General features: G+C 59.7%; 15 protein-coding genes and 1 tRNA gene. 11 read left to right on the top strand and 5 right to left on the bottom strand.

The window, feature by feature from the left end:
- The first annotated feature begins 16 nt into the window (after nt 1–16).
- Complete coding sequence (locus FHX05_RS07270; RefSeq protein WP_112335137.1) at nt 17–1,084, top strand: cyclic nucleotide-gated ion channel; 1,068 nt, start codon at nt 17–19, stop codon at nt 1,082–1,084.
- Nucleotides 1,085–1,256: 172 nt separating this feature from the next.
- Nucleotides 1,257–2,195 carry a LysR family transcriptional regulator gene (locus FHX05_RS07275; RefSeq protein WP_183871100.1) on the top strand — a complete coding sequence of 313 codons (939 nt, stop codon included), beginning with the start codon at nt 1,257–1,259 and terminating at the stop codon, nt 2,193–2,195.
- Here the strand turns inward: FHX05_RS07275 and FHX05_RS07280 are convergent.
- Nucleotides 2,146–2,880, bottom strand: a complete 735-nt coding sequence (locus tag FHX05_RS07280; RefSeq protein ID WP_183871101.1) for an SDR family oxidoreductase — start codon at nt 2,878–2,880, stop codon at nt 2,146–2,148. The two genes, FHX05_RS07275 and FHX05_RS07280, sit on opposite strands and share 50 nt — an antisense overlap.
- 225 nt (nt 2,881–3,105) lie before the next feature.
- On the opposite strand from FHX05_RS07280, the gene FHX05_RS07285 reads away from it, so the two are divergent.
- The gene (locus FHX05_RS07285) at nt 3,106–4,080 is read left to right on the top strand and encodes an alpha/beta hydrolase (protein WP_112602728.1); all 975 of its coding nucleotides are present in this window, start codon (nt 3,106–3,108) and stop codon (nt 4,078–4,080) included.
- A gap of 5 nt (nt 4,081–4,085) precedes the next feature.
- On the opposite strand, the gene hisN is transcribed toward FHX05_RS07285, so the two are convergent.
- Both hisN and FHX05_RS07295 read right to left on the bottom strand, forming a co-directional pair.
- Nucleotides 4,086–4,859 (bottom strand): histidinol-phosphatase, encoded by a 774-nt coding sequence (gene hisN, locus FHX05_RS07290; protein WP_112602730.1) that lies wholly within the window; start codon nt 4,857–4,859, stop codon nt 4,086–4,088.
- Nucleotides 4,860–5,199: 340 nt separating this feature from the next.
- Nucleotides 5,200–6,099: an N-formylglutamate amidohydrolase gene (locus tag FHX05_RS07295; protein ID WP_246698853.1), complete on the bottom strand. Its 900-nt coding sequence runs from the start codon at nt 6,097–6,099 to the stop codon at nt 5,200–5,202.
- A 272-nt stretch (nt 6,100–6,371) separates the two neighbouring features.
- Here FHX05_RS07295 and cpdR1 point away from each other — a divergent pair, with 272 nt between their 5' ends.
- Nucleotides 6,372–6,734 (top strand): response regulator CpdR1, encoded by a 363-nt coding sequence (cpdR1, locus tag FHX05_RS07300; protein WP_004117561.1) that lies wholly within the window; start codon nt 6,372–6,374, stop codon nt 6,732–6,734.
- An 83-nt stretch (nt 6,735–6,817) separates the two neighbouring features.
- Nucleotides 6,818–6,892 (top strand) — tRNA-Val (locus FHX05_RS07305).
- Between the two features lie 138 nt (nt 6,893–7,030).
- Here the strand turns inward: FHX05_RS07305 and FHX05_RS07310 are convergent.
- Entirely contained in the window at nt 7,031–7,342 is a 312-nt protein-coding gene (locus FHX05_RS07310) for a hypothetical protein (protein ID WP_183871102.1), read from the bottom strand.
- A 213-nt stretch (nt 7,343–7,555) separates the two neighbouring features.
- On the opposite strand from FHX05_RS07310, the gene FHX05_RS07315 reads away from it, so the two are divergent.
- On the top strand, nt 7,556–7,801 hold the full coding sequence (locus FHX05_RS07315) for a hypothetical protein (protein WP_041677665.1): 246 nt from the start codon (nt 7,556–7,558) through the stop codon (nt 7,799–7,801).
- Between the two features lie 176 nt (nt 7,802–7,977).
- Nucleotides 7,978–8,454 carry a hypothetical protein gene (locus FHX05_RS07320; protein ID WP_112335143.1) on the top strand — a complete coding sequence of 159 codons (477 nt, stop codon included), beginning with the start codon at nt 7,978–7,980 and terminating at the stop codon, nt 8,452–8,454.
- 30 nt (nt 8,455–8,484) lie between these two features.
- Here FHX05_RS07320 and FHX05_RS07325 read toward each other — a convergent pair whose 3' ends face one another.
- Entirely contained in the window at nt 8,485–8,736 is a 252-nt protein-coding gene (locus tag FHX05_RS07325) for a hypothetical protein (protein WP_183871103.1), read from the bottom strand.
- Nucleotides 8,737–9,148: 412 nt separating this feature from the next.
- Here FHX05_RS07325 and FHX05_RS07330 point away from each other — a divergent pair, with 412 nt between their 5' ends.
- The 4 genes from FHX05_RS07330 (at nt 9,149) to FHX05_RS07345 (ending at nt 17,895) form a co-directional block, all read left to right on the top strand.
- Complete coding sequence (locus FHX05_RS07330) at nt 9,149–10,249, top strand: DUF475 domain-containing protein (RefSeq protein ID WP_183871104.1); 1,101 nt, start codon at nt 9,149–9,151, stop codon at nt 10,247–10,249.
- 288 nt (nt 10,250–10,537) lie between these two features.
- Nucleotides 10,538–11,965 carry a mannose-1-phosphate guanylyltransferase/mannose-6-phosphate isomerase gene (locus FHX05_RS07335; RefSeq protein WP_183871105.1) on the top strand — a complete coding sequence of 476 codons (1,428 nt, stop codon included), beginning with the start codon at nt 10,538–10,540 and terminating at the stop codon, nt 11,963–11,965.
- 178 nt (nt 11,966–12,143) lie between these two features.
- Complete coding sequence (locus FHX05_RS07340) at nt 12,144–15,464, top strand: transglutaminase family protein (protein WP_183871106.1); 3,321 nt, start codon at nt 12,144–12,146, stop codon at nt 15,462–15,464.
- Nucleotides 15,465–15,477: 13 nt separating this feature from the next.
- A complete protein-coding gene (locus FHX05_RS07345) occupies nt 15,478–17,895 on the top strand; it encodes a circularly permuted type 2 ATP-grasp protein (protein ID WP_183871107.1) in 2,418 nt (805 codons plus the stop codon).
- The last annotated feature ends 1 nt before the right edge of the window (nt 17,896 follow it).

A 17,896-nucleotide genomic window follows, 5' to 3' on the forward strand; every position in this document is an offset into this window, starting at 1 on the left:
TTGCCCGGGGTATAAAATGTCGGCGCTCTCTTTCTCGAAGATTTCCTCATCGCTGAATACGCTTCTGGCTGCAATCGGTCTGTTGACGGTGGCGGTGCTTACGACGCCTGATATCGTCGGACAAACGAGGCTCATTCTGGAACTCGTGCTTGCCGGCATCTGGGCCGTCTATGTCCTGCAATTGATCGAGACGCTGGTCATGCACCGCGCAAGGGACGTTCGCGGCAGGATACCGGAAATCGCCGTCGATATGCTTGCCGTTCTGGTCCCTTTGGCCGCTTTCCTTCTCATTCGCGGGCGCGATCAAAGCCTCTATTGCACCATCTGGCTTTTGAAGCCGCTGCGCGGTTCGACCTTCTTCCGGCTGCTGGGCAGGGTCCTGACCAAGGAGGCACGCAACCTGATCGGCGTCACCTCGATTTTCGGCATCGTTCTGTTCGCCGCAGCGCTTGCCGCTTACATCATCGAACGCGACGTCCAGCCTGACAAGTTCGGCAGCATTCCCCTCGCAATGTGGTGGGCCGTGACGACGCTGTCGACCACGGGCTATGGCGACGAGATCCCGCAAAGTCTCGCCGGCCGCACCCTTGCCGGGCTGGTCATGATGTGCGGTATCGGCATCTTTGCCTTATGGGCCGGCATTCTCGCCACCGGCTTCTACGAAGAGGTTCGCCGCCAGGACTTCGTGCGCAACTGGCAGCTGGTGGCGGGAGTGCCGTTGTTCCAGAAGCTCGGTTCAGGCGCCCTCATCGAGATCGTACGGGCGCTGAGACCTCGCGTCGTGCCGGCCGGCGGCATCATCTGCCGCAAGGGCGAGGCCGGCGACCAGATGTATTTCATCGTCGAGGGCCGCGTCAGCGTCGCCACACCGAACCCGGTGGAACTTGGCTCCGGCAGCTTCTTCGGCGAGATGGCGCTGATCACCGGCGAGCCCCGCTCGGCAACCGTCAGCGCTGCGACCGAGGTCTCGCTGCTATCGCTCTATTCATCGGATTTCCAGATGCTCTCGAGCAGCAGCCCCGAGATCGCCGAGATCATCCGCCAGACCGCGCTGGAGCGACGGGGCGCGGCGCCGAAGGCTTGACGCGATCGACATCACGCAGCAGGCGCCTTCGAGGGCACAATAAAATTGCGCATACCGCTGGCCATCCCGTAGCGAATTGACGTCGATACAAGGGATGTGGCAGCCTGACTCGTATTGGCGTCGTCTCGCATTAGATGACGCTTGTCACACTCGTTTGGCACGGCACGGCTCGATGCACCCCCGATTACTCAAGACATTCCTGGCGGTCGCGCGGAACCGGAACTTCACCCGCGCAGCCGAAGAGGTCCATCTCGCGCAATCGAGCGTGAGTGATCAGATCCAGTCGCTCGAAGCCGAATTGGGCACGGCGCTTTTTATCCGGTCGCGATCGGGCCTGGAGCTGACGGCAGCTGGCGAGGCATTGAGACCCTATGCCGAGGAATTACTGGCAATCGCCAACGAGGCGCGCGCTGCCGTTGAAGCAGTTTCGGCGGCTGCGGCGGGCACTGTGACGATCGGCGCGCTCGAGACCATTGCTTCCATCAAGCTTCCGCAATGGTTGCCGGCCTTTCAACGTGATCATCCCGATATCGATCTGCGGGTGAAGATTGCCGGCAGTGGCGATCTATTGCGCAAGCTCGAAACCGGTGAGATCGATGTCGCCTTCTGCTTTGACAGGGGCGAGGTCGATGAACGCCTCGCAAAGCGAGCGATATCGACGGAGCCCCTGATCCTCATTACCCCTCCTGCACAGAAGCCATCATCGAAGACAAGCGATCTAGCAGCACTTGCTTCGATGAACTTCGTGGCAACCGAGGTCGGCTGCGTCTATCGGCACCTCTTCGACAAGGCATTCCAAGCGGCAGGAACGGCGGCACCGAAGCTCGCCGCCGAAGTCGGCAGCATCGGCACCATTGCGCGGCTCGTGGCAGCCGGTACGGGCTCGAGCTTGGTTCCGCGGTTTGCCGTTGCGGACGCACTCCATCGTGGCGAAATCGGTGAAATGCCCTGGCCGGGGCCGATGCGGACAGCCTCGCTTGTGGTGATCTGGCGGCGCAGGCGTGTTCAACCACCAGCTTTGAAGCTTGTACTGGCGTTCGCAAGCACCGGCTTTGCATCCGCTAAATCAGCCGCTGTCCGCCCTCGACATGCAGTATCGTTCCTGTTGTGAAGGCGTTACACATCAGGAAGCTGATAGCATCGGCGATGTCCTCCGGTTGTCCCACTCGTCCGACCAACAGCCGTTTTGCCATCGCGCCCAATGTTTCTTCTTTCCGATCACCGGCAACGAACGTCCAGATGGGCGTATCGACCCAGCCAGGTGAAACGGCGTTTACACGAATGGGCGCCAACTCGACGGCGAGTGCGCGAACCAATCCTTCCAGCCCCGCATTGACTGCGGCGACCACCGACCCCCGTGCGGCCGGACGATAAGCGGCAATGCCTGACGTGAACGTAATGGAGCCCGTGGCGGAGAGTAAGGGCGACCCATATTTTGCAAGCAATAACGGACCGTAGAATTTACTTTCCACGACCCTCTGCGCAGCCCTGAGGTCCAGCGAAGGCAGCAGCTCGTAAGCGCCTTCAATATCGGCAGCGGTGCTTACGATATGGTCGAGACGGCCGATGCGCTCAAACAGACCGGCGACTTGGCATTCTTGCGTGATATCGACTGTTTCAACTGAAACCGATGGGCTTTGGAGTTCTGCGCAAGCGCGCTTCAGCCTATCCGGATCGCGCCCAGCAATGATGACCTCGGCTCCGGCGGCAAGTGCGCGTTGCGCCAGCGCCAGTCCCATTCCGGAGCTGCCGCCGACAATAAGAATTCTCGAATTCGCAATTTCAGTGATTGGCATGTCTTTTCATTCCAGCAGGTGATGACCACGCCCGAACATTCGCAAAACTGCTCAAGAAGATGAAACGGAGAAAAACGATGGCACCATCGGAATCTCCGATGCAGGATTATCGTCTTTAGGCACACCGGATTCGATTGGCGAAACCGCCAACAAACCTGTTGCAATTCCATGAGGCTGCGCTATCCCCTTGAGGTGAGACATTGGTCAGCGAGGCGCGACACCGTCATGGATTCGATCCTCTATTCCACGGCAGACAATCCGGTGCCGGAAAACCGCACCGAAGGTTTCTTCGAAAGTTTCGACGGCCGCAAGCTGCGCTATGCCGTCTTCCGTTGCGAGCAGCCGGTTGCCAAGGGAACCGTTGTGCTGCTGCAGGGCCGTAACGAATTCATCGAGAAATATTTCGAGACGATCCGCGACCTCACAGCTAAGGGCCTGTGGGTCGCGACCTTCGATCTGCGCGGCCAGGGCGGATCCGAGCGGCTACTGAAAGACCCACTGCGCGGCCATATCCGCCATTTTTCCGATTATGAGCGGGATCTGACCGCCTTCCTCGACAAGATTGTCCTGCCGGATACACGCCTGCCCTTCTTTCTGCTTGCCCATTCGACGGGCGGACTGATTGCCCTGTCTGCCGCGCCAAGGCTTACAAACCGAATTGAGCGCATGGTGCTGTCCGCCCCCTTCATCGGCCTGACCGGCCACGGCGCCTCCCCCGGTTTTATCCGCTTCCTCTCCGGGGCGGTCAGCGGCGTTGGCCTGGGCCGCATGCAGTTCAGCAAGAAGTTCAAGGAAAGACCGTTTGCCGAAAACCCGTTGACCACGGACGAGCAGCGCTACCGGCGCAACATCGGCATCGGCACCGCCTATCCGCAACTTTCCCTGGGACCGCCGACGGCACGCTGGCTGTCACAGGCCTTGCGGGCGATCGAACGGGTCAACAGGCCCGAACACCTGTTTTCAATTCAGGTCCCTACCGTCTTGATTGCGCCGACGCGCGATGGCGTCGTGCCTTATGCCGATCAGGAGCGGCTGTCGCGCTATTTCCGCGCCGCGCAGCTGGTGCCGATTCACGGCGCCAAGCATGAAATCCTGCAGGAACGGGATGTCTATCGCAACCAGGCACTTGCCGCGATCCACGCCTTCATCCCCGGCAGCGATGCCGAGAGCAATGCCTATGAGATTGAGGCAGAAGCCTGAAGGACTTAGCGGGATAGAACTGCCAGGGCCTGGTCGTAAACGGCGCGGCTGCCGGCTGCGATAATCGTTCCGCCCATTTCCGGACGGCCGCCATCCCAGGTGGTCATGATGCCGCCAGCCTGCTCGATGACCGGAATGATGCCGCCGACATCATAGGGTTTCAGCGAATTCTCGATGACGAGATCGATATGACCTGCCGCCAGCAGCGCATAGGCATAGCAATCGCACCCGTAGCGGAAGAGGCGCACCTGACTTTCAATCTCGCGATATTTGGCAAGCTCGTCGCCGGCGAAGAGATGCGGCGAGGTGGTAAAAAGGATCGCATTGGAGAGGCTGCCGCAATCGCGGACCCGCAACCGCCTCTCGCCGTCCGGACCGGAATAGGTAGCGCCATTGCCATCGGCAAAATAGCGCTCGCCCGTAAAGGGCTGATCGATCATCCCCATGACGGCGCGGCCGTTCTTCTGCAGGCCGATCAGCGTTCCCCAGACCGGGACACCCGAGATGAAGGCGCGCGTGCCGTCGATCGGATCGATGACCCAGACATGCTCGCGATCGAGCCCGACATTGCCATGCTCCTCGCCTAGAATGCCATGTTCGGGGAATTCGGCCTCGATCAGCGCGCGAATCGCCTCTTCAGCGGCACGATCGCCTTCCGTCACGGGATCAAAGCCCGTGGCTTCCTTGTTGACCACGTCGATGCCGGCACGAAAACGCGGCAGGGTTTCGGCCTTGGCCGCTTCAGCCAGGCGATAGAAGAACGAGCGATCGGGGAGCATGGTCAATCCGATTAGGTGATGGGATGAGCGATCCATAGCGCATATAGCCGATGAAGCAAACCGGATGATGACGCAATGGGCGCAATGCCTGCCGATCAAGCAGAGTTTTCAAACTTGCCTAAATATTTTGCACCGCAATAAAATGCTTGACATTTGTGCAGTGCGAGATCAATATCCAGCTACAGTCTTCTGACTGTAAATACCCTCCTTGGGTGTTTCCTCCCTAGACTTAGCCGCGCCACGAGCGCGGTTCTTTTTTGCTGGGTCTGGAGTTAAGGCGCGGCGAAACAGCCAGCGCAGAACCACGGCCTTCCACGCTTGCTAGAGAGAATGGTGATCGCTATTCGGCAGCCAGCGCCGGATCGCCCGTGTAGGATTCCACATGTTCGGCCATGCGCTTCATGAAGAGCGTGATGGCGGCGGCGACCTTGTCGAAATCCGGGCGCTTCTCGAGCGTCATCTCATCGACATAGAGAGAGCGATTGACCTCGATCTGCAGGGCATGCAGCCCGCGCGACGGGCGGCCATAATGCTCGGTGATGAAACCGCCGGCATAGGGCTTGTTGCGCACGGCGTTGAAGCCCATCTCCTCGAGGATCTGCATGGCGGCGCGCGAAAGCTCCGCCGAGGCGCTGGTGCCGTAGCGATCGCCGAGGATGAAATCCGGCCGCATGTTACTGCCAGCAATACGGATATTGCCCGGCATCGAATGACAATCGACCAGTACGCCGAAGCCGAATTTGACATGGGTGCGTGCGATCAGCCGCCGCAACGTGGCGTGGTAAGGCTTATAGATCGTGTCGATTCGCTTCAGCGCGTCCTCGACCGGCACGCGGCGCGCATAGATCTCCATGTTTTCGGCGACGATTCGCGGAATCGTGCCAAGGCCGCCGGCGACCCGCAGCGAATTGATGTTGGCATAGGAGGGTAACGCGCCATCGAACATGCGCGGATCGAGCTCATAGGGCTCGCGATTCACGTCGATATAGGCGCGCGGGAAATTGGCGAGCAGCAACGGCGCCCCAAGCGCGCTCGCCGCACAGAAGAGCTCGTCAACATAGTGATCTTCCGAGCGGCGGATAGCGATACCCTGCAGGCGGGACTGGGCGATGAAATCGGGAGGGTAGATGCGACCGCTGTGAGGTGAACTGTAGACAAACGGTATCGTCTGGGAAGCGGGTTCCAATACCTCGAAAATCTCGAAACTACGCATTTCCGCGGACATCAACGTCTTTACCATGTCAACAACTTGTCGCAGTAATCATGTTGCCAGTTGCATGACCGCAAGTCCATAGTAACTTGAGCGAAATGGCCTTAATCCAAAACACCGTATTCGGATTCTCGGATGCCCGGTCAGCGAAAACGCAGGACGTTTTCGTGGAATGCACTTATGCTTCGAACAAATGCTGGAACGGCGCGTTTTGGCTGACCATTCACGGCTTGTTTACGGCGCCGCGGTACCCTAAACGCTGGACGAGTCCAACAAGACAAAGTTGATTAGCGATAGAGATGATGACCCAGAAGATACTTCTTGCCGAAGACGACAACGACATGCGTCGCTTTCTCGTGAAGGCACTCGAAAAAGCCGGCTACAAGGTCTTGTCCTTTGACAATGGAGCCAGCGCTTACGACCGGCTGCGCGAAGAGCCGTTCTCGCTGCTTTTGACTGACATCGTCATGCCTGAGATGGACGGTATCGAGCTAGCGCGGCGCGCCACCGAACTCGATCCGGACCTGAAGGTGATGTTCATCACCGGCTTTGCCGCCGTCGCGCTGAACCCCGATTCGAAGGCGCCGAAGGATGCCAAGGTCCTTTCCAAGCCTTTCCACCTCCGCGAACTCGTCGATGAAGTCAACAAACTCCTTGCCGCGTAGGGCTTTCGGCGGCAACGTCACAAAACCGAAAAAAGCCTATTGACGGCCACCAAGGTTTTGTGATCTATGCGCCGCCATCGGATGGGCGTGTAGCTCAGCGGGAGAGCACTACGTTGACATCGTAGGGGTCACAGGTTCAATCCCTGTCACGCCCACCATCCTAATTCGCTGAAAAGCAAGGCCTTTCGAGAAATCGAAAGGCCTTTTTAATTTCTTATCGGTTGACAGAGTCCGGTTATCCCCAAAGCGGATCAAACCGAAAAATACCCCTTGACCTGAAGCGAATTGCAGCCCGGTCAGCGATCCAGGAAATGCCGCAAAACCGCCGTCGTCGGATAGGCATAGACGCCGCGATCGACAAAGCCGTGACGATAGAGGCAATTTCGCAGAGCCAGCCAGTAAGGGGTACTGTTGGGGTTCGGAGAGCCACGGCGCCAGGAATAAGCCTCAGGCTCGCAGCGATCGAGAACCCTCTCATATGTCGCCAGCACCACCGGATCGCTGTCGGCGCGAATGCCGCCATGGTAGGTCTGGTAATTCGAAGGCGCCTCGCCGGCAGAGACGCATGCCAGGCTCAAAATCGCTCCCAACGCTAACATCATTCTCATGTGCTTCGATCTCCAACTAGCCGCGTCCCGAAAAATTCGAGCGCAGGTCGAGAATAGTAGTCTTTTGGGAGATAGCCAATCACATGCTGATGTTCGCGGCGATTGCGGGGGGAATGGAGCCTGCGACACAAGTTCCCGCTACAAGCCGCTTGACTTCCGGCCGCGCCGTCATCCTACTGTCATATCAGCGCATCGATCATACGGGAGGATGAGATGACGGTGATGAAGCGGCAGTTCTACAAGAATCACAAGCCCAATGGCGATGAGTACATGTTCCATCTCGCCCGCGACACCGAGAGCGGTGAGGTCTACGTCATCCGCCAGGCGGATTATGTCGTCGATGGCGGCAGCGAGAAAACCATGACCCTCTATGAATTCCTGGCCGGGGGTGGCAATCGGCAGAATGCCCTGCTGCAGTTGATCGGCGAGCTTGTTCCGGAATCCGCACAACAACACTGAAACGCGTCGCCTAACGGCCGCAGTGACTTTACGACAGTGGCATTCCTGCCATCGGACCTCGACGTACCCGGCTTGAATCCGGGCGTCGTCTGTTGGCTTTGGACTTGTGCACCGCTTCGGGTTGACTGCCACATTTTGATCGGCGAATCTGCACGGGCTTGAAAGGAGCCTCTCTTATGCGATTCGCAGGCATTGCTTTTGGATTGACAGCGCTGGTCGCCACACAGACCGCAGCTGCTACCGTCGAGAATTTTCCGGCACAGGGCGCCACCGTGGTTAGCGGAAAATGTTCCAAGCTCGTGGTCGGCAAACTCGATGCCTCCAAGGGATGCAAGGCGGAACTCGCCAGCGTCACCGCACCTGACGGCTCCGTGACTTTCATTTTCACATCCGGCGGCAAAATGCTCGGCTTCCGTGGCAATGGAAAAGGCATCAAGCCCGGCAACCAGAAAGGCACCGCACAATTGCCGATCGACGTTATCGCGACGGGTGCCGGCAACGATATGTCAAATCAAGTCCCAGCAAAGGGCGCCTGCACCTTCGCAAATCCTTACGCTGGCAAGCCGGTCGCCATCGAATGTACGGCCAAATCGCCGGAAATGAGCTTCAACGGCAGCTTTACATCCGACGGCAAGGCGCCTCGCCACAAGTAGCCATCATCATCGCGCCGCCATCATCTTGTGTTAGTGCGGCAGCGCATTTTTCCGTTTTCTGCCATGATTTGCATCGGCCGGCGCTTCCCGGGATAGGTCCGAACCGTTGACGTGGGCGGGAACGTGCACGTCCTCATGGGTTACAGGATGCAGTGTCAGATCCACCTGATGCGGCGGCAGAACCTGGGCTTGGCGAAGCGTATTGGGCCTTGCCTTTTTCTGCCGTTCCGTCAGCTCCGGTTTTGACGCCTGCGGCGTGCCGTGAATGGGTGCTGGACTCATCGGAGTTCCTCCTGTTGAACGCTGTTGTTAAGGGTAAGGACCCCGCCACAGCGGCGGATGGTCAAAGACACCCGAAAGCCAAACGCAGCCTTTTCCGTTTGGTTCCCCGAATTTCTCAATTATCGAGGGCAAGGACAGCCATCATCATTTCAACTCTTGACCTGCATCCTAACTTCACTAACTATGGAGCATCTCCGCACCTTCCTGACATCGGCAGCGGATTGAACTTTGGTGCCGGGCCCCTCTGGCGAGAGTTTTCACGGCGCTCTCGCGATGTCGGTACCGCCTGCAGATGAGCCGGCGGATTTCTTTCCATGATGAGCTTGACCATGCCTGACCCGCATGCCGTCTTCGGTATGCGGCTGTGCGCGCAATCCGGGTATATCCACTCCATTTCCAGCGAGGCGCATCCATGAAATCGCCCGCCGCCTCAAAATCCGTGCTCAGTTATTTCGGCTGGGCCTTTGCCGTAACCGTCGGCGGCCTTACGCTCGGTGCGCTGTTGGGTTGGAACACCACCGGCACCTTCAGCGGCCTTGCCACAGCCTTCTTTATCTGTGCCGTCCTGGCTGTGCTGGAAATTTCGCTTTCCTTCGACAATGCCATCGTCAATGCCAACAAGCTGAAGGAGATGACGCCGCTCTGGCAGCATCGCTTTCTGACCTGGGGCATCATCATCGCCGTCTTCGGCATGCGGATCGTCTTTCCGCTGGTGATCGTCGCCATCGCCGCCTGGATCAACCCATGGGAAGCGCTGAAACTCGCCGCCGCGAAGCCCGAGCAATATGCCGAGATCATGCAGGCAGCGCATCTGCCGATCGCCGCCTTCGGCGGCACCTTTCTGATGATGGTAGGCCTCACCTACTTCTTCAACCATGAAAAGGACGTGCACTGGATAGGCTTCATCGAGAAGCGGATGGCGCATTTTGCGACCGTCAAGGGCGTCGAAATCGCCTTTGTGCTGGTCCTGGTCCTCATCTTCACCTCGGTGCTCGACGGTGATGACGCGACGACCTTCCTGCATGCCGCGATCTATGGCCTCCTGACCTTTCTGCTCGTCGAGGTTCTGGCCGGCTTTCTGGACGCCTCGCAGCGAACGATGAGCGCTGCGGCGAAGGGCGGCTTCGGCGCTTTCCTCTATCTGGAAATCCTCGATGCCAGCTTCTCCTTTGACGGCGTCATCGGCGCCTTCGCCCTCACCCAAAACCTATTCATCATCGCCATCGGCCTGGGCATCGGCGCCATGTATGTCCGCTCCATGACGATCATGCTGGTGGAAAAGGGCACGCTCGCCCACTACCGCTACCTCGAACACGGTGCTTTCTACGCCATATTGATCCTCTCGGTGATCATGTACGTGCAGACGCTGATGCATATCCCCGAAGTCATCACCGGCCTTGGCGGCGCGGCCCTGATCGGCATCTCGCTTTGGTCATCGATCCGGTACAACAGACGCAACGGCCCCGATCACGTGCCGTCGCAGGATGAACGGCAAGACAGAGCGGAAGCTTGATCTCTGTAGCATTGAAACTATTACTTAGAGGCAATGCTATTTTAATCTGTAGCTAAGGCAGTCTTTCTACGGCTTCTGCTTTTTTTAAACAGAATCGCGCATGCGACACACTTTCAGTGGATCTTGTGGACTAAAGTTGTCGAATGTTTAGGATCTCGACGTATTAGAACTAGCGCTTTAAGAAAAAACATCGCAATGGCGATGGAAATTGTCGAAGGAGCATGGTCGGCGCACAATGGTTGTGCGTCGTCAGACGGCTTCAATTGAGATGGCCAGGAGAGGCAGAGCATGGCGGCAAAAATCGTCCCGGTGATCATGGCAGGCGGCAAGGGTACACGGCTGTGGCCGCTATCGCGCGCTTCCGCCCCGAAACAATTCATCCAGTTCATCGGCGACAGGACGCTGTTTCAGAACACTTTGGAGCGGGTGGCCGACCCCGAGCTCTATGAAGCTGCGATCGTTCTCACCAATGAGGAATTCCGCTTCCTCGTCGCAGAACAGGCCCGCGAACTCGACCTGAAACTGGCAGCGGTGCTGCTGGAGCCGGTGGCCCGCAACACGGCTGCCGCCGTTGCCGCCGCCGCGGCGCTCGTCACCGAGCTTTTCGGCAAGGACGCCATCATGCACGTCCTCGGCTCCGATTACGAGATCGACGCCAACGCGACCTATTATGATTGCGTACGCCTGGCACGCGATACCGCGCTGCAGGGCAAGCTTGTTACTTTCGGCATCAAGCCGACCGAACCCGCCACAGGCTACGGCTATATCGAAACCGGCAAGGCGCTCGCGACCGGCGCCCATGCCGTCAAGCGTTTCGTTGAGAAGCCCGTCCTGGAAAAGGCAAAGGAGATGGTGGCAAGCGGCAGCTTCTACTGGAACTCCGGCATGTTCATGTTCTCGGCCGCCCAGCTTCTCGCCGAAATGAAGGAATTTGCGCCTGATATAGAAAAGGCTGCCAGCAAGGCGGTCTCCAAATCGACGCGCGACCTCGATTTCACCCGCCTGGACGCCGATAATTTCGCAAAAAGCCCGGACATCTCCATCGACTACGCGCTGATGGAAAAGACGGCCAATGCCGCAGTCGTTCCCTCGCCCTTCACCTGGTCCGATCTCGGCAGCTGGGATGCGGTGTGGAAAGTCGGCAGCCGTGACGAAAGCGGCAACGTGTCGACGGGTGCCACGACGCTGGTCAACACGAAGAATTCGCTCGTCATGTCACACAGCCTGCACGTCGCCGTGCAGGGCCTTGAGGACGTCGCCGTCATCGCCAGCGAAGACGCCGTCTATGTCGGCCATCTTAAGGACAGCCAGGACGTCGGCAAGCTCGTTAAGCTGCTCGCAAGCGAGAAGAAGACGGCGAAGCTCACCGAAACGCATCCGACCTCCTACCGTCCCTGGGGCGGCTATACCTCGGTGCTGAATGGCGAGCGCTTCCAAGTGAAGCGCATCTTCGTGCTGCCGGGCAAGAAGCTGTCGCTACAGAAGCATCACCACCGCTCCGAGCATTGGATCGTCGTCAAGGGTACGGCCGAAGTAACGGTCGGCGAAAACGTACAGATGCTGCGCGAAAACGAATCGATCTATATCCCGCTCGGCGAAGTGCACCGCCTTGCCAACCCAGGCAAGATCTTGCTGGAGCTCATCGAAGTACAAACCGGCTCCTATCTCGGCGAAGACGACATCATCCGCCTCGTCGACGAGTTCGGCAGAAGCTGAGATCTTCGACGGTATCGATTACAAAGCGGCGGGCGAAAGCTCGCCGCTTTTGTTTGGCGTGCCACAGCAGGACTTTCCGAAGTACCTGGAGACACCTTGCTTTCTTTCGCTGCATTGCACACACTGCCTATGGGAACAGCAATCACCGCACAATGATGTGGGCTAGGCAAAGAGACATATGGCGATCAAGGCAAGCATCTATCATCTCACCCATTATAAATACGACAATCCGGTTCGCCTCGGTCCCCAGATCATCCGTCTGAAACCCGCCTCGCATTCCAAGACGCGCGTGCTGAGCCACGCGCTCAAGGTCACCCCGGCAAACCATTTCGTGAACCTGCAGCAAGACCCCTACGGCAACTATCTCGCCCGCTTCGTCTTTCCCGATCCGGTGACCGAACTGAAGATCGAGGTCGACCTCGTCGCCGATATGACGGTCTACAATCCCTTCGACTTCTTCGTCGAAGAGGAAGCGACGAAATGGCCTTTCGAGTATCCCGAGACGATCCGAGAAGATTTGTCGATCTATATGAAGCCGGAGGAGCCTGGTCCCCGGCTGAAAGACTTCCTCGCCACGCTCGACCGCTCGGAACAAAAGACCGTCGACATGATCGTCGGCCTCAATGCACGGCTGCAGCAGGAGATCGGCTATGTCATCCGCATGGAAGCCGGCGTCCAGGCGCCTGAGGAGACTTTGGAAAAAGCGAAAGGTTCCTGCCGTGACACGAGCTGGCTGCTCGTTCAGGTGCTGCGCCATCTCGGCCTCGCCACCCGCTTCGTCTCCGGCTACCTCATCCAGCTGACACCCGACCTAAAGGCGCTCGACGGTCCCTCCGGCACCGAAGTCGACTTCACCGATCTGCATGCCTGGGCAGAAGTCTATCTTCCCGGCGCCGGCTGGGTCGGCCTCGATCCGACCTCCGGCCTTCTGACGGGCGAGAGCCATATCCCGCTCGCCGCCACGCCGCATTACCGCAACGCCGCACCGATCTCGGGCGGATATTTCGGCGAAGCCAATACCGAATTCGATTTCGACATGAAAGTCGCCCGCGTCGCCGAGCATCCGCGCATCACCAAGCCCTTTTCCGACGAAAGCTGGGATGCCTTGAACGAACTCGGCGAAAAGGTTGACGCGATCCTCAAGGAAGACGACGTGCGCCTGACCATGGGCGGCGAACCGACCTTCGTGTCGATCGACGATTTCCAGTCCGAGGAATGGAACACCGCCGCCGTCGGCCCGACCAAACGCGACCTTGCCGATCAGTTGATCAGGCGCCTGCGCGAGCGCTTCGCGCCCGGCGGCTTCCTGCATTACGGCCAGGGCAAATGGTATCCCGGCGAAAGCCTGCCCCGCTGGACCTTCTCGCTTTACTGGCGCAAGGACGGGCGGCCGATCTGGCAGAACCCCGCTCTGATTGCCGAAGAAACGGCACAGACCGGTGCGGACTCGGAGAGCGCCAGCAAGCTTCTGAATGCGATTGCCAAGGAACTGGCGATCGAGCCTGACATGGTGCAACCGGCTTACGAAGACCCGGCTGAATGGATCGTCAAGGAAGGGAGCCTGCCGGAGAACGTTGATCCTTCCAATTCGAAGCTCAAGGATCCCGAGGAGCGCAGCCGTATCGCTCGTGTTTTCGAGCGTGGTCTGACGACTCCAACCGGCTACATATTGCCCATACAGGCATGGAACGCGCGCGCCGGCGGCACGCGCTGGGTCAGCGAAAAATGGCGCACACGCCGCGGCAAGATTTTCCTTGTGCCCGGCGATTCTCCGGTCGGCTATCGCCTGCCGCTCGGCACGCTGCCTTATGTGCCGCCGTCACGATATCCCTATATCCACACGGCCGATCCCTCCATTCCGCGCATGCCTCTGCCTGACGTCATCGTGCCAGCTGGCCGCACCATGCCAGAAGCCTCGTTCCAGGTGGATGAAAGCTCGCAATCGCGGGTCGAACAGACGCTCGGCGAAATCGGCGGCGCCGTCCGCACCGCGATCTCTGTCGAACCGCGTGACGGTCGGCTGTGTGTCTTCATGCCTCCGGTCGAAAAGATCGAACATTATCTCGAACTGCTGGCAGCGGCCGAGAATGCGGCGGCTGAGCTTGCGCTGCCGATTCACATCGAAGGCTATTCGCCGCCACAGGACGAACGCATCAACGTCATTCGCGTCGCGCCTGACCCGGGCGTGATCGAAGTCAATATCCATCCCGCGTCGAACTGGCAGGACTGCGTCGACATCACGACGGCGGTTTACGAAGAGGCGCGACAGACGCGCCTCGGCACGGACAAATTCCTGATCGACGGGCGTCATACCGGCACCGGTGGCGGCAATCATGTCGTCGTTGGCGGCGCCAATCCGAACGACAGCCCGTTTCTTCGTCGTCCCGACCTGTTGAAGAGCCTGGTGCTGCACTGGCAGCGCCATCCCTCGCTCTCCTACCTCTTTTCCGGCCTGTTCGTCGGGCCGACAAGCCAGGCGCCGCGCATCGATGAAGCCCGTCACGACAGCCTCTACGAGTTGGAAATCGCGCTGGCCCAGGTGCCGGCGCCAGGTCGCGGCATCCAGCCGCTCCCCTGGCTGGTGGACCGGCTCTTCCGCAATCTTCTAACCGATGTCACCGGCAATACGCACCGCTCGGAAATCTGCATCGACAAGCTGTTTTCGCCGGATGGACCGACGGGACGCCTCGGCCTCGTCGAATTCCGCGGTTTCGAAATGCCACCGAATGCCCGCATGAGCCTTGCCCAGCAATTGCTGGTGCGCGCACTGATCGCCCGCTTTTGGCGCAACCCGATTGATGGCAAATTCGTGCGCTGGGGCACGACGCTGCATGATCGCTTCATGCTGCCACATTATATCTGGCAGGATTTCCTCGACGTTCTCGGCGATCTTCGCGAAAACGGTTTCGACCTCAGACCGGAATGGTTCCAGGCGCAGCTCGAATTCCGCTTCCCCTTCTGTGGCGAGGTCGAATACGAGGGCTGCAAGCTGGAGCTGCGCCAGGCGCTGGAACCATGGCATGTCATGGGCGAAGAAGGTGCGATCGGCGGCACCGTGCGCTACGTCGATTCGTCGGTCGAGCGCCTGCAGGTGCAGTTCGAAACCTCCAATCCGTCGCGTTATACGGTGACCTGCAACAGCCGTCCCCTACCGCTGACGCCGACGGGAATGGCGGGTGTCTCGGTCGCTGGCGTGCGCTACAAGGCATGGCATCCGGCCTCCGGTCTGCATCCTGTGCTCCCCATCGATACGCCGCTGACCTTCGACATCTACGATACCTGGTCACAGCGCTCGATCGGCGGATGTATCTATCATGTTGCCCATCCGGGCGGCCGCAACTACGACACCTTCCCCGTCAATGGCAACGAGGCGGAAGCGCGACGTCTTGCGCGTTTCGAGCCTTGGGGGCATACAGCAGGTGGTTATGCCGTAAGACCGGAGACTGCATCGGTGGAATTCCCGCTGACGCTCGACCTCAGACGTCCCGCGGGAATTTGAAACGAGACTGTGCATGGGTAGAAAACGGGCGACGGAACGACGGGACGAGGCAAAGACCGGCACTGCCAAGGCGCCGGTCTTTGCCTATCGTCCCCTGCCCGGCGTCGCCGACGAAATGGTCGACAATACCGGCGCGGTGCGCCCGGTCTGGCAAAACTTCCTCTCGGCGCTGACGCGTATGACGGAAGAGGGATTGACCGAGCGCTTCGCCCGCGCCGACCGCTATTTGCGCGATGCAGGCGTCTTCTATCGCGCTTATGGGACAGCGGGTATCAGCGAACGCAACTGGCCGATCTCCCATATCCCCGTGCTCATCGACGAACGCGAATGGCAGGCTCTCTCCGAAGGCCTGCAGCAGCGCGCCGATCTGTTGGAATCGGTCATCGCCGATATCTATGGCGACAGCCGACTGGTGAGCGAAGGGCTGCTGCCGCCGGCCTTGATTGCCGCCAATCCGGAGTTCTTGCGCCCGCTTGTCGGCGTCAAGCCCGCAAGCGGCCATTACCTGCATTTCCTGGCTTTCGAGGTCGGCCGCGGTCCTGACGGCAATTGGTGGGTACTGGCTGACCGCGCGCAGGCGCCATCCGGCGCCGGCTTCGCGCTGGAAACCCGCGTCGCCACAACCCGCGCCTTCTCCGATATCTACGCCGAAACTAAGGTCCATCGCCTCGCCTCCTTCTTCGGCGCGTTCCGCGATGCCCTGCTCGGCGGCAAGCGCGGCGCCGAAGGCCGCGTCGCCGTGCTGACGCCGGGGCCTGCCAACGAAACCTATTACGAACACGCCTATATCGCCCGCTACCTCGGCTTCATGCTGCTAGAAGGCGAGGACATCACCGTCGTCAACGATCAGCTGATGGTGCGCACCGTCGCAGGCTTGCGACCGATCAGCGTACTATGGCGTCGCCTCGATGCTTCCTACGCCGATCCGTTGGAGCTCAACCAGCGCTCCCATATCGGCACGCCCGGCCTCGTCGAAGCCCTGCGAGCGCAGACGGTGACCATCGTCAATGCGCTCGGCTCCGGCATTCTCGAAACCCGAGCGCTGCTCGCCTTCATGCCGACCATCTGTCGGCATCTGCGCGGCGAGGAACTGAAGCTGCCCTCTATCGCGACCTGGTGGTGCGGCCAGAAGAGCGAGCGAGACCATGTCGCCGCCAATATCGAAAAGATGGTCATCGGTCCGGCCTATTCCTGCATGCCCTTCTTCGATGATAACGGCCAATCCGTGCTGGGCTCGACGCTGCGCAGCACTGCCCGCGATTCGATCGCGGACTGGCTGGCGACCGAGGGTAACAAGCTGGTGGGCCAGGAGGTCGTAACACTTTCGACGACTCCGGCCTGGGTCAATGGCAAGCTCACGCCGCGGCCGATGAGCTTGCGCGTCTTCGCCGCCCGCACCGAGAACGGCTGGCAGATCATGCCCGGCGGCTTTGCCCGCATCGGCAGCGGTGACGATGTCGCCGCGATTGCCATGCAGGCCGGCGGCTCGGCTGCCGATGTCTGGATCGTCTCCGACAAGCCAGTCGAGGCGCACACGCTTCTGCCGGCCGAAGAAACTTTCACCCGCAACATGCCGGGCAGCCTGCCCAGCCGGGCGGCCGACAATCTCTTCTGGCTCGGCCGCTATATCGAGCGCGCCGAAGGTGCGCTGCGCATCCTGCGCGCTTGGCACGGGCGTTTTGCCGAAGCCGCCGATCCGAACCAGCCACTGCTTGCCGATGTCAGCGCCTATCTTGCCGCCATCGACATCGATACCAAGCAAGCGGTGCCGGAAAACCTGCTGCGCAACATCGATAGCGCCGTCTATTCGGCCAGCAACATCCGCGATCGCTTCTCTCCCGATGGCTGGCTTGCGCTGAACGATCTCGCCAAGACGGCACGCCGCTTCAAGGAAGGGGTAAAGCCTGGCGACGATGCCAGCCATGCCATGACGATCCTGCTGCGCAAGCTCGCGGGCTTCGCCGGTCTCGTGCATGAAAACATGTACCGCTTCACCGGCTGGCGCTTCCTGTCGCTCGGCCGCTATATCGAGCGCGGCCTGCATATGACCCGGCTGCTCGGCCATATGTCCGGCCCCGATGCGCCCGATGGCGCGCTCGACATGCTGCTTGAAATCGGCGACAGCGTCATGACCCATCGCCGCCGCTACAACGTCAATACCGCTCGGCTGACGGTGACGGATCTGCTCGCACTCGATCCGCTTAATCCGCGCTCGATCCTTTTCCAGATGAACGAGATCCACCGCGAGGTCGAACAATTGCCGAATGCCTACGTCAACGGCCAGATGTCACCCTTCTTCCGCGAAGCCATGCGTCTGCATTCGGGGTTGGCAGTGATGACGCCCGAAGCAATGACGGGCGAAGTCTACCAGCAGCTGGCGCGCGAACTGGAGCGGCTGTCTGACCTGCTGGCACGCACCTACCTCGGATGAC

The sequence above is a fragment of the Rhizobium sp. BK491 genome (assembly GCF_014194925.1).
Taxonomy (GTDB): domain Bacteria; phylum Pseudomonadota; class Alphaproteobacteria; order Rhizobiales; family Rhizobiaceae; genus Rhizobium.

What these genes read in the sequence shown, in the direction of transcription:
- FHX05_RS07270 (WP_112335137.1), top strand. Translation starts at nt 17, where the DNA reads ATGTCGGCGCTCTCTTTCTCGAAGATTTCCTCATCGCTGAATACGCTT.
- FHX05_RS07275 (WP_183871100.1), top strand. Translation starts at nt 1,257, where the DNA reads ATGCACCCCCGATTACTCAAGACATTCCTGGCGGTCGCGCGGAACCGG.
- FHX05_RS07280 (WP_183871101.1), bottom strand. Translation starts at nt 2,880, where the DNA reads ATGCCAATCACTGAAATTGCGAATTCGAGAATTCTTATTGTCGGCGGC.
- FHX05_RS07285 (WP_112602728.1), top strand. Translation starts at nt 3,106, where the DNA reads ATGGATTCGATCCTCTATTCCACGGCAGACAATCCGGTGCCGGAAAAC.
- hisN (WP_112602730.1), bottom strand. Translation starts at nt 4,859, where the DNA reads ATGCTCCCCGATCGCTCGTTCTTCTATCGCCTGGCTGAAGCGGCCAAG.
- FHX05_RS07295 (WP_246698853.1), bottom strand. Translation starts at nt 6,099, where the DNA reads ATGGTAAAGACGTTGATGTCCGCGGAAATGCGTAGTTTCGAGATTTTC.
- cpdR1 (WP_004117561.1), top strand. Translation starts at nt 6,372, where the DNA reads ATGACCCAGAAGATACTTCTTGCCGAAGACGACAACGACATGCGTCGC.
- FHX05_RS07310 (WP_183871102.1), bottom strand. Translation starts at nt 7,342, where the DNA reads ATGAGAATGATGTTAGCGTTGGGAGCGATTTTGAGCCTGGCATGCGTC.
- FHX05_RS07315 (WP_041677665.1), top strand. Translation starts at nt 7,556, where the DNA reads ATGACGGTGATGAAGCGGCAGTTCTACAAGAATCACAAGCCCAATGGC.
- FHX05_RS07320 (WP_112335143.1), top strand. Translation starts at nt 7,978, where the DNA reads ATGCGATTCGCAGGCATTGCTTTTGGATTGACAGCGCTGGTCGCCACA.
- FHX05_RS07325 (WP_183871103.1), bottom strand. Translation starts at nt 8,736, where the DNA reads ATGAGTCCAGCACCCATTCACGGCACGCCGCAGGCGTCAAAACCGGAG.
- FHX05_RS07330 (WP_183871104.1), top strand. Translation starts at nt 9,149, where the DNA reads ATGAAATCGCCCGCCGCCTCAAAATCCGTGCTCAGTTATTTCGGCTGG.
- FHX05_RS07335 (WP_183871105.1), top strand. Translation starts at nt 10,538, where the DNA reads ATGGCGGCAAAAATCGTCCCGGTGATCATGGCAGGCGGCAAGGGTACA.
- FHX05_RS07340 (WP_183871106.1), top strand. Translation starts at nt 12,144, where the DNA reads ATGGCGATCAAGGCAAGCATCTATCATCTCACCCATTATAAATACGAC.
- FHX05_RS07345 (WP_183871107.1), top strand. Translation starts at nt 15,478, where the DNA reads ATGGGTAGAAAACGGGCGACGGAACGACGGGACGAGGCAAAGACCGGC.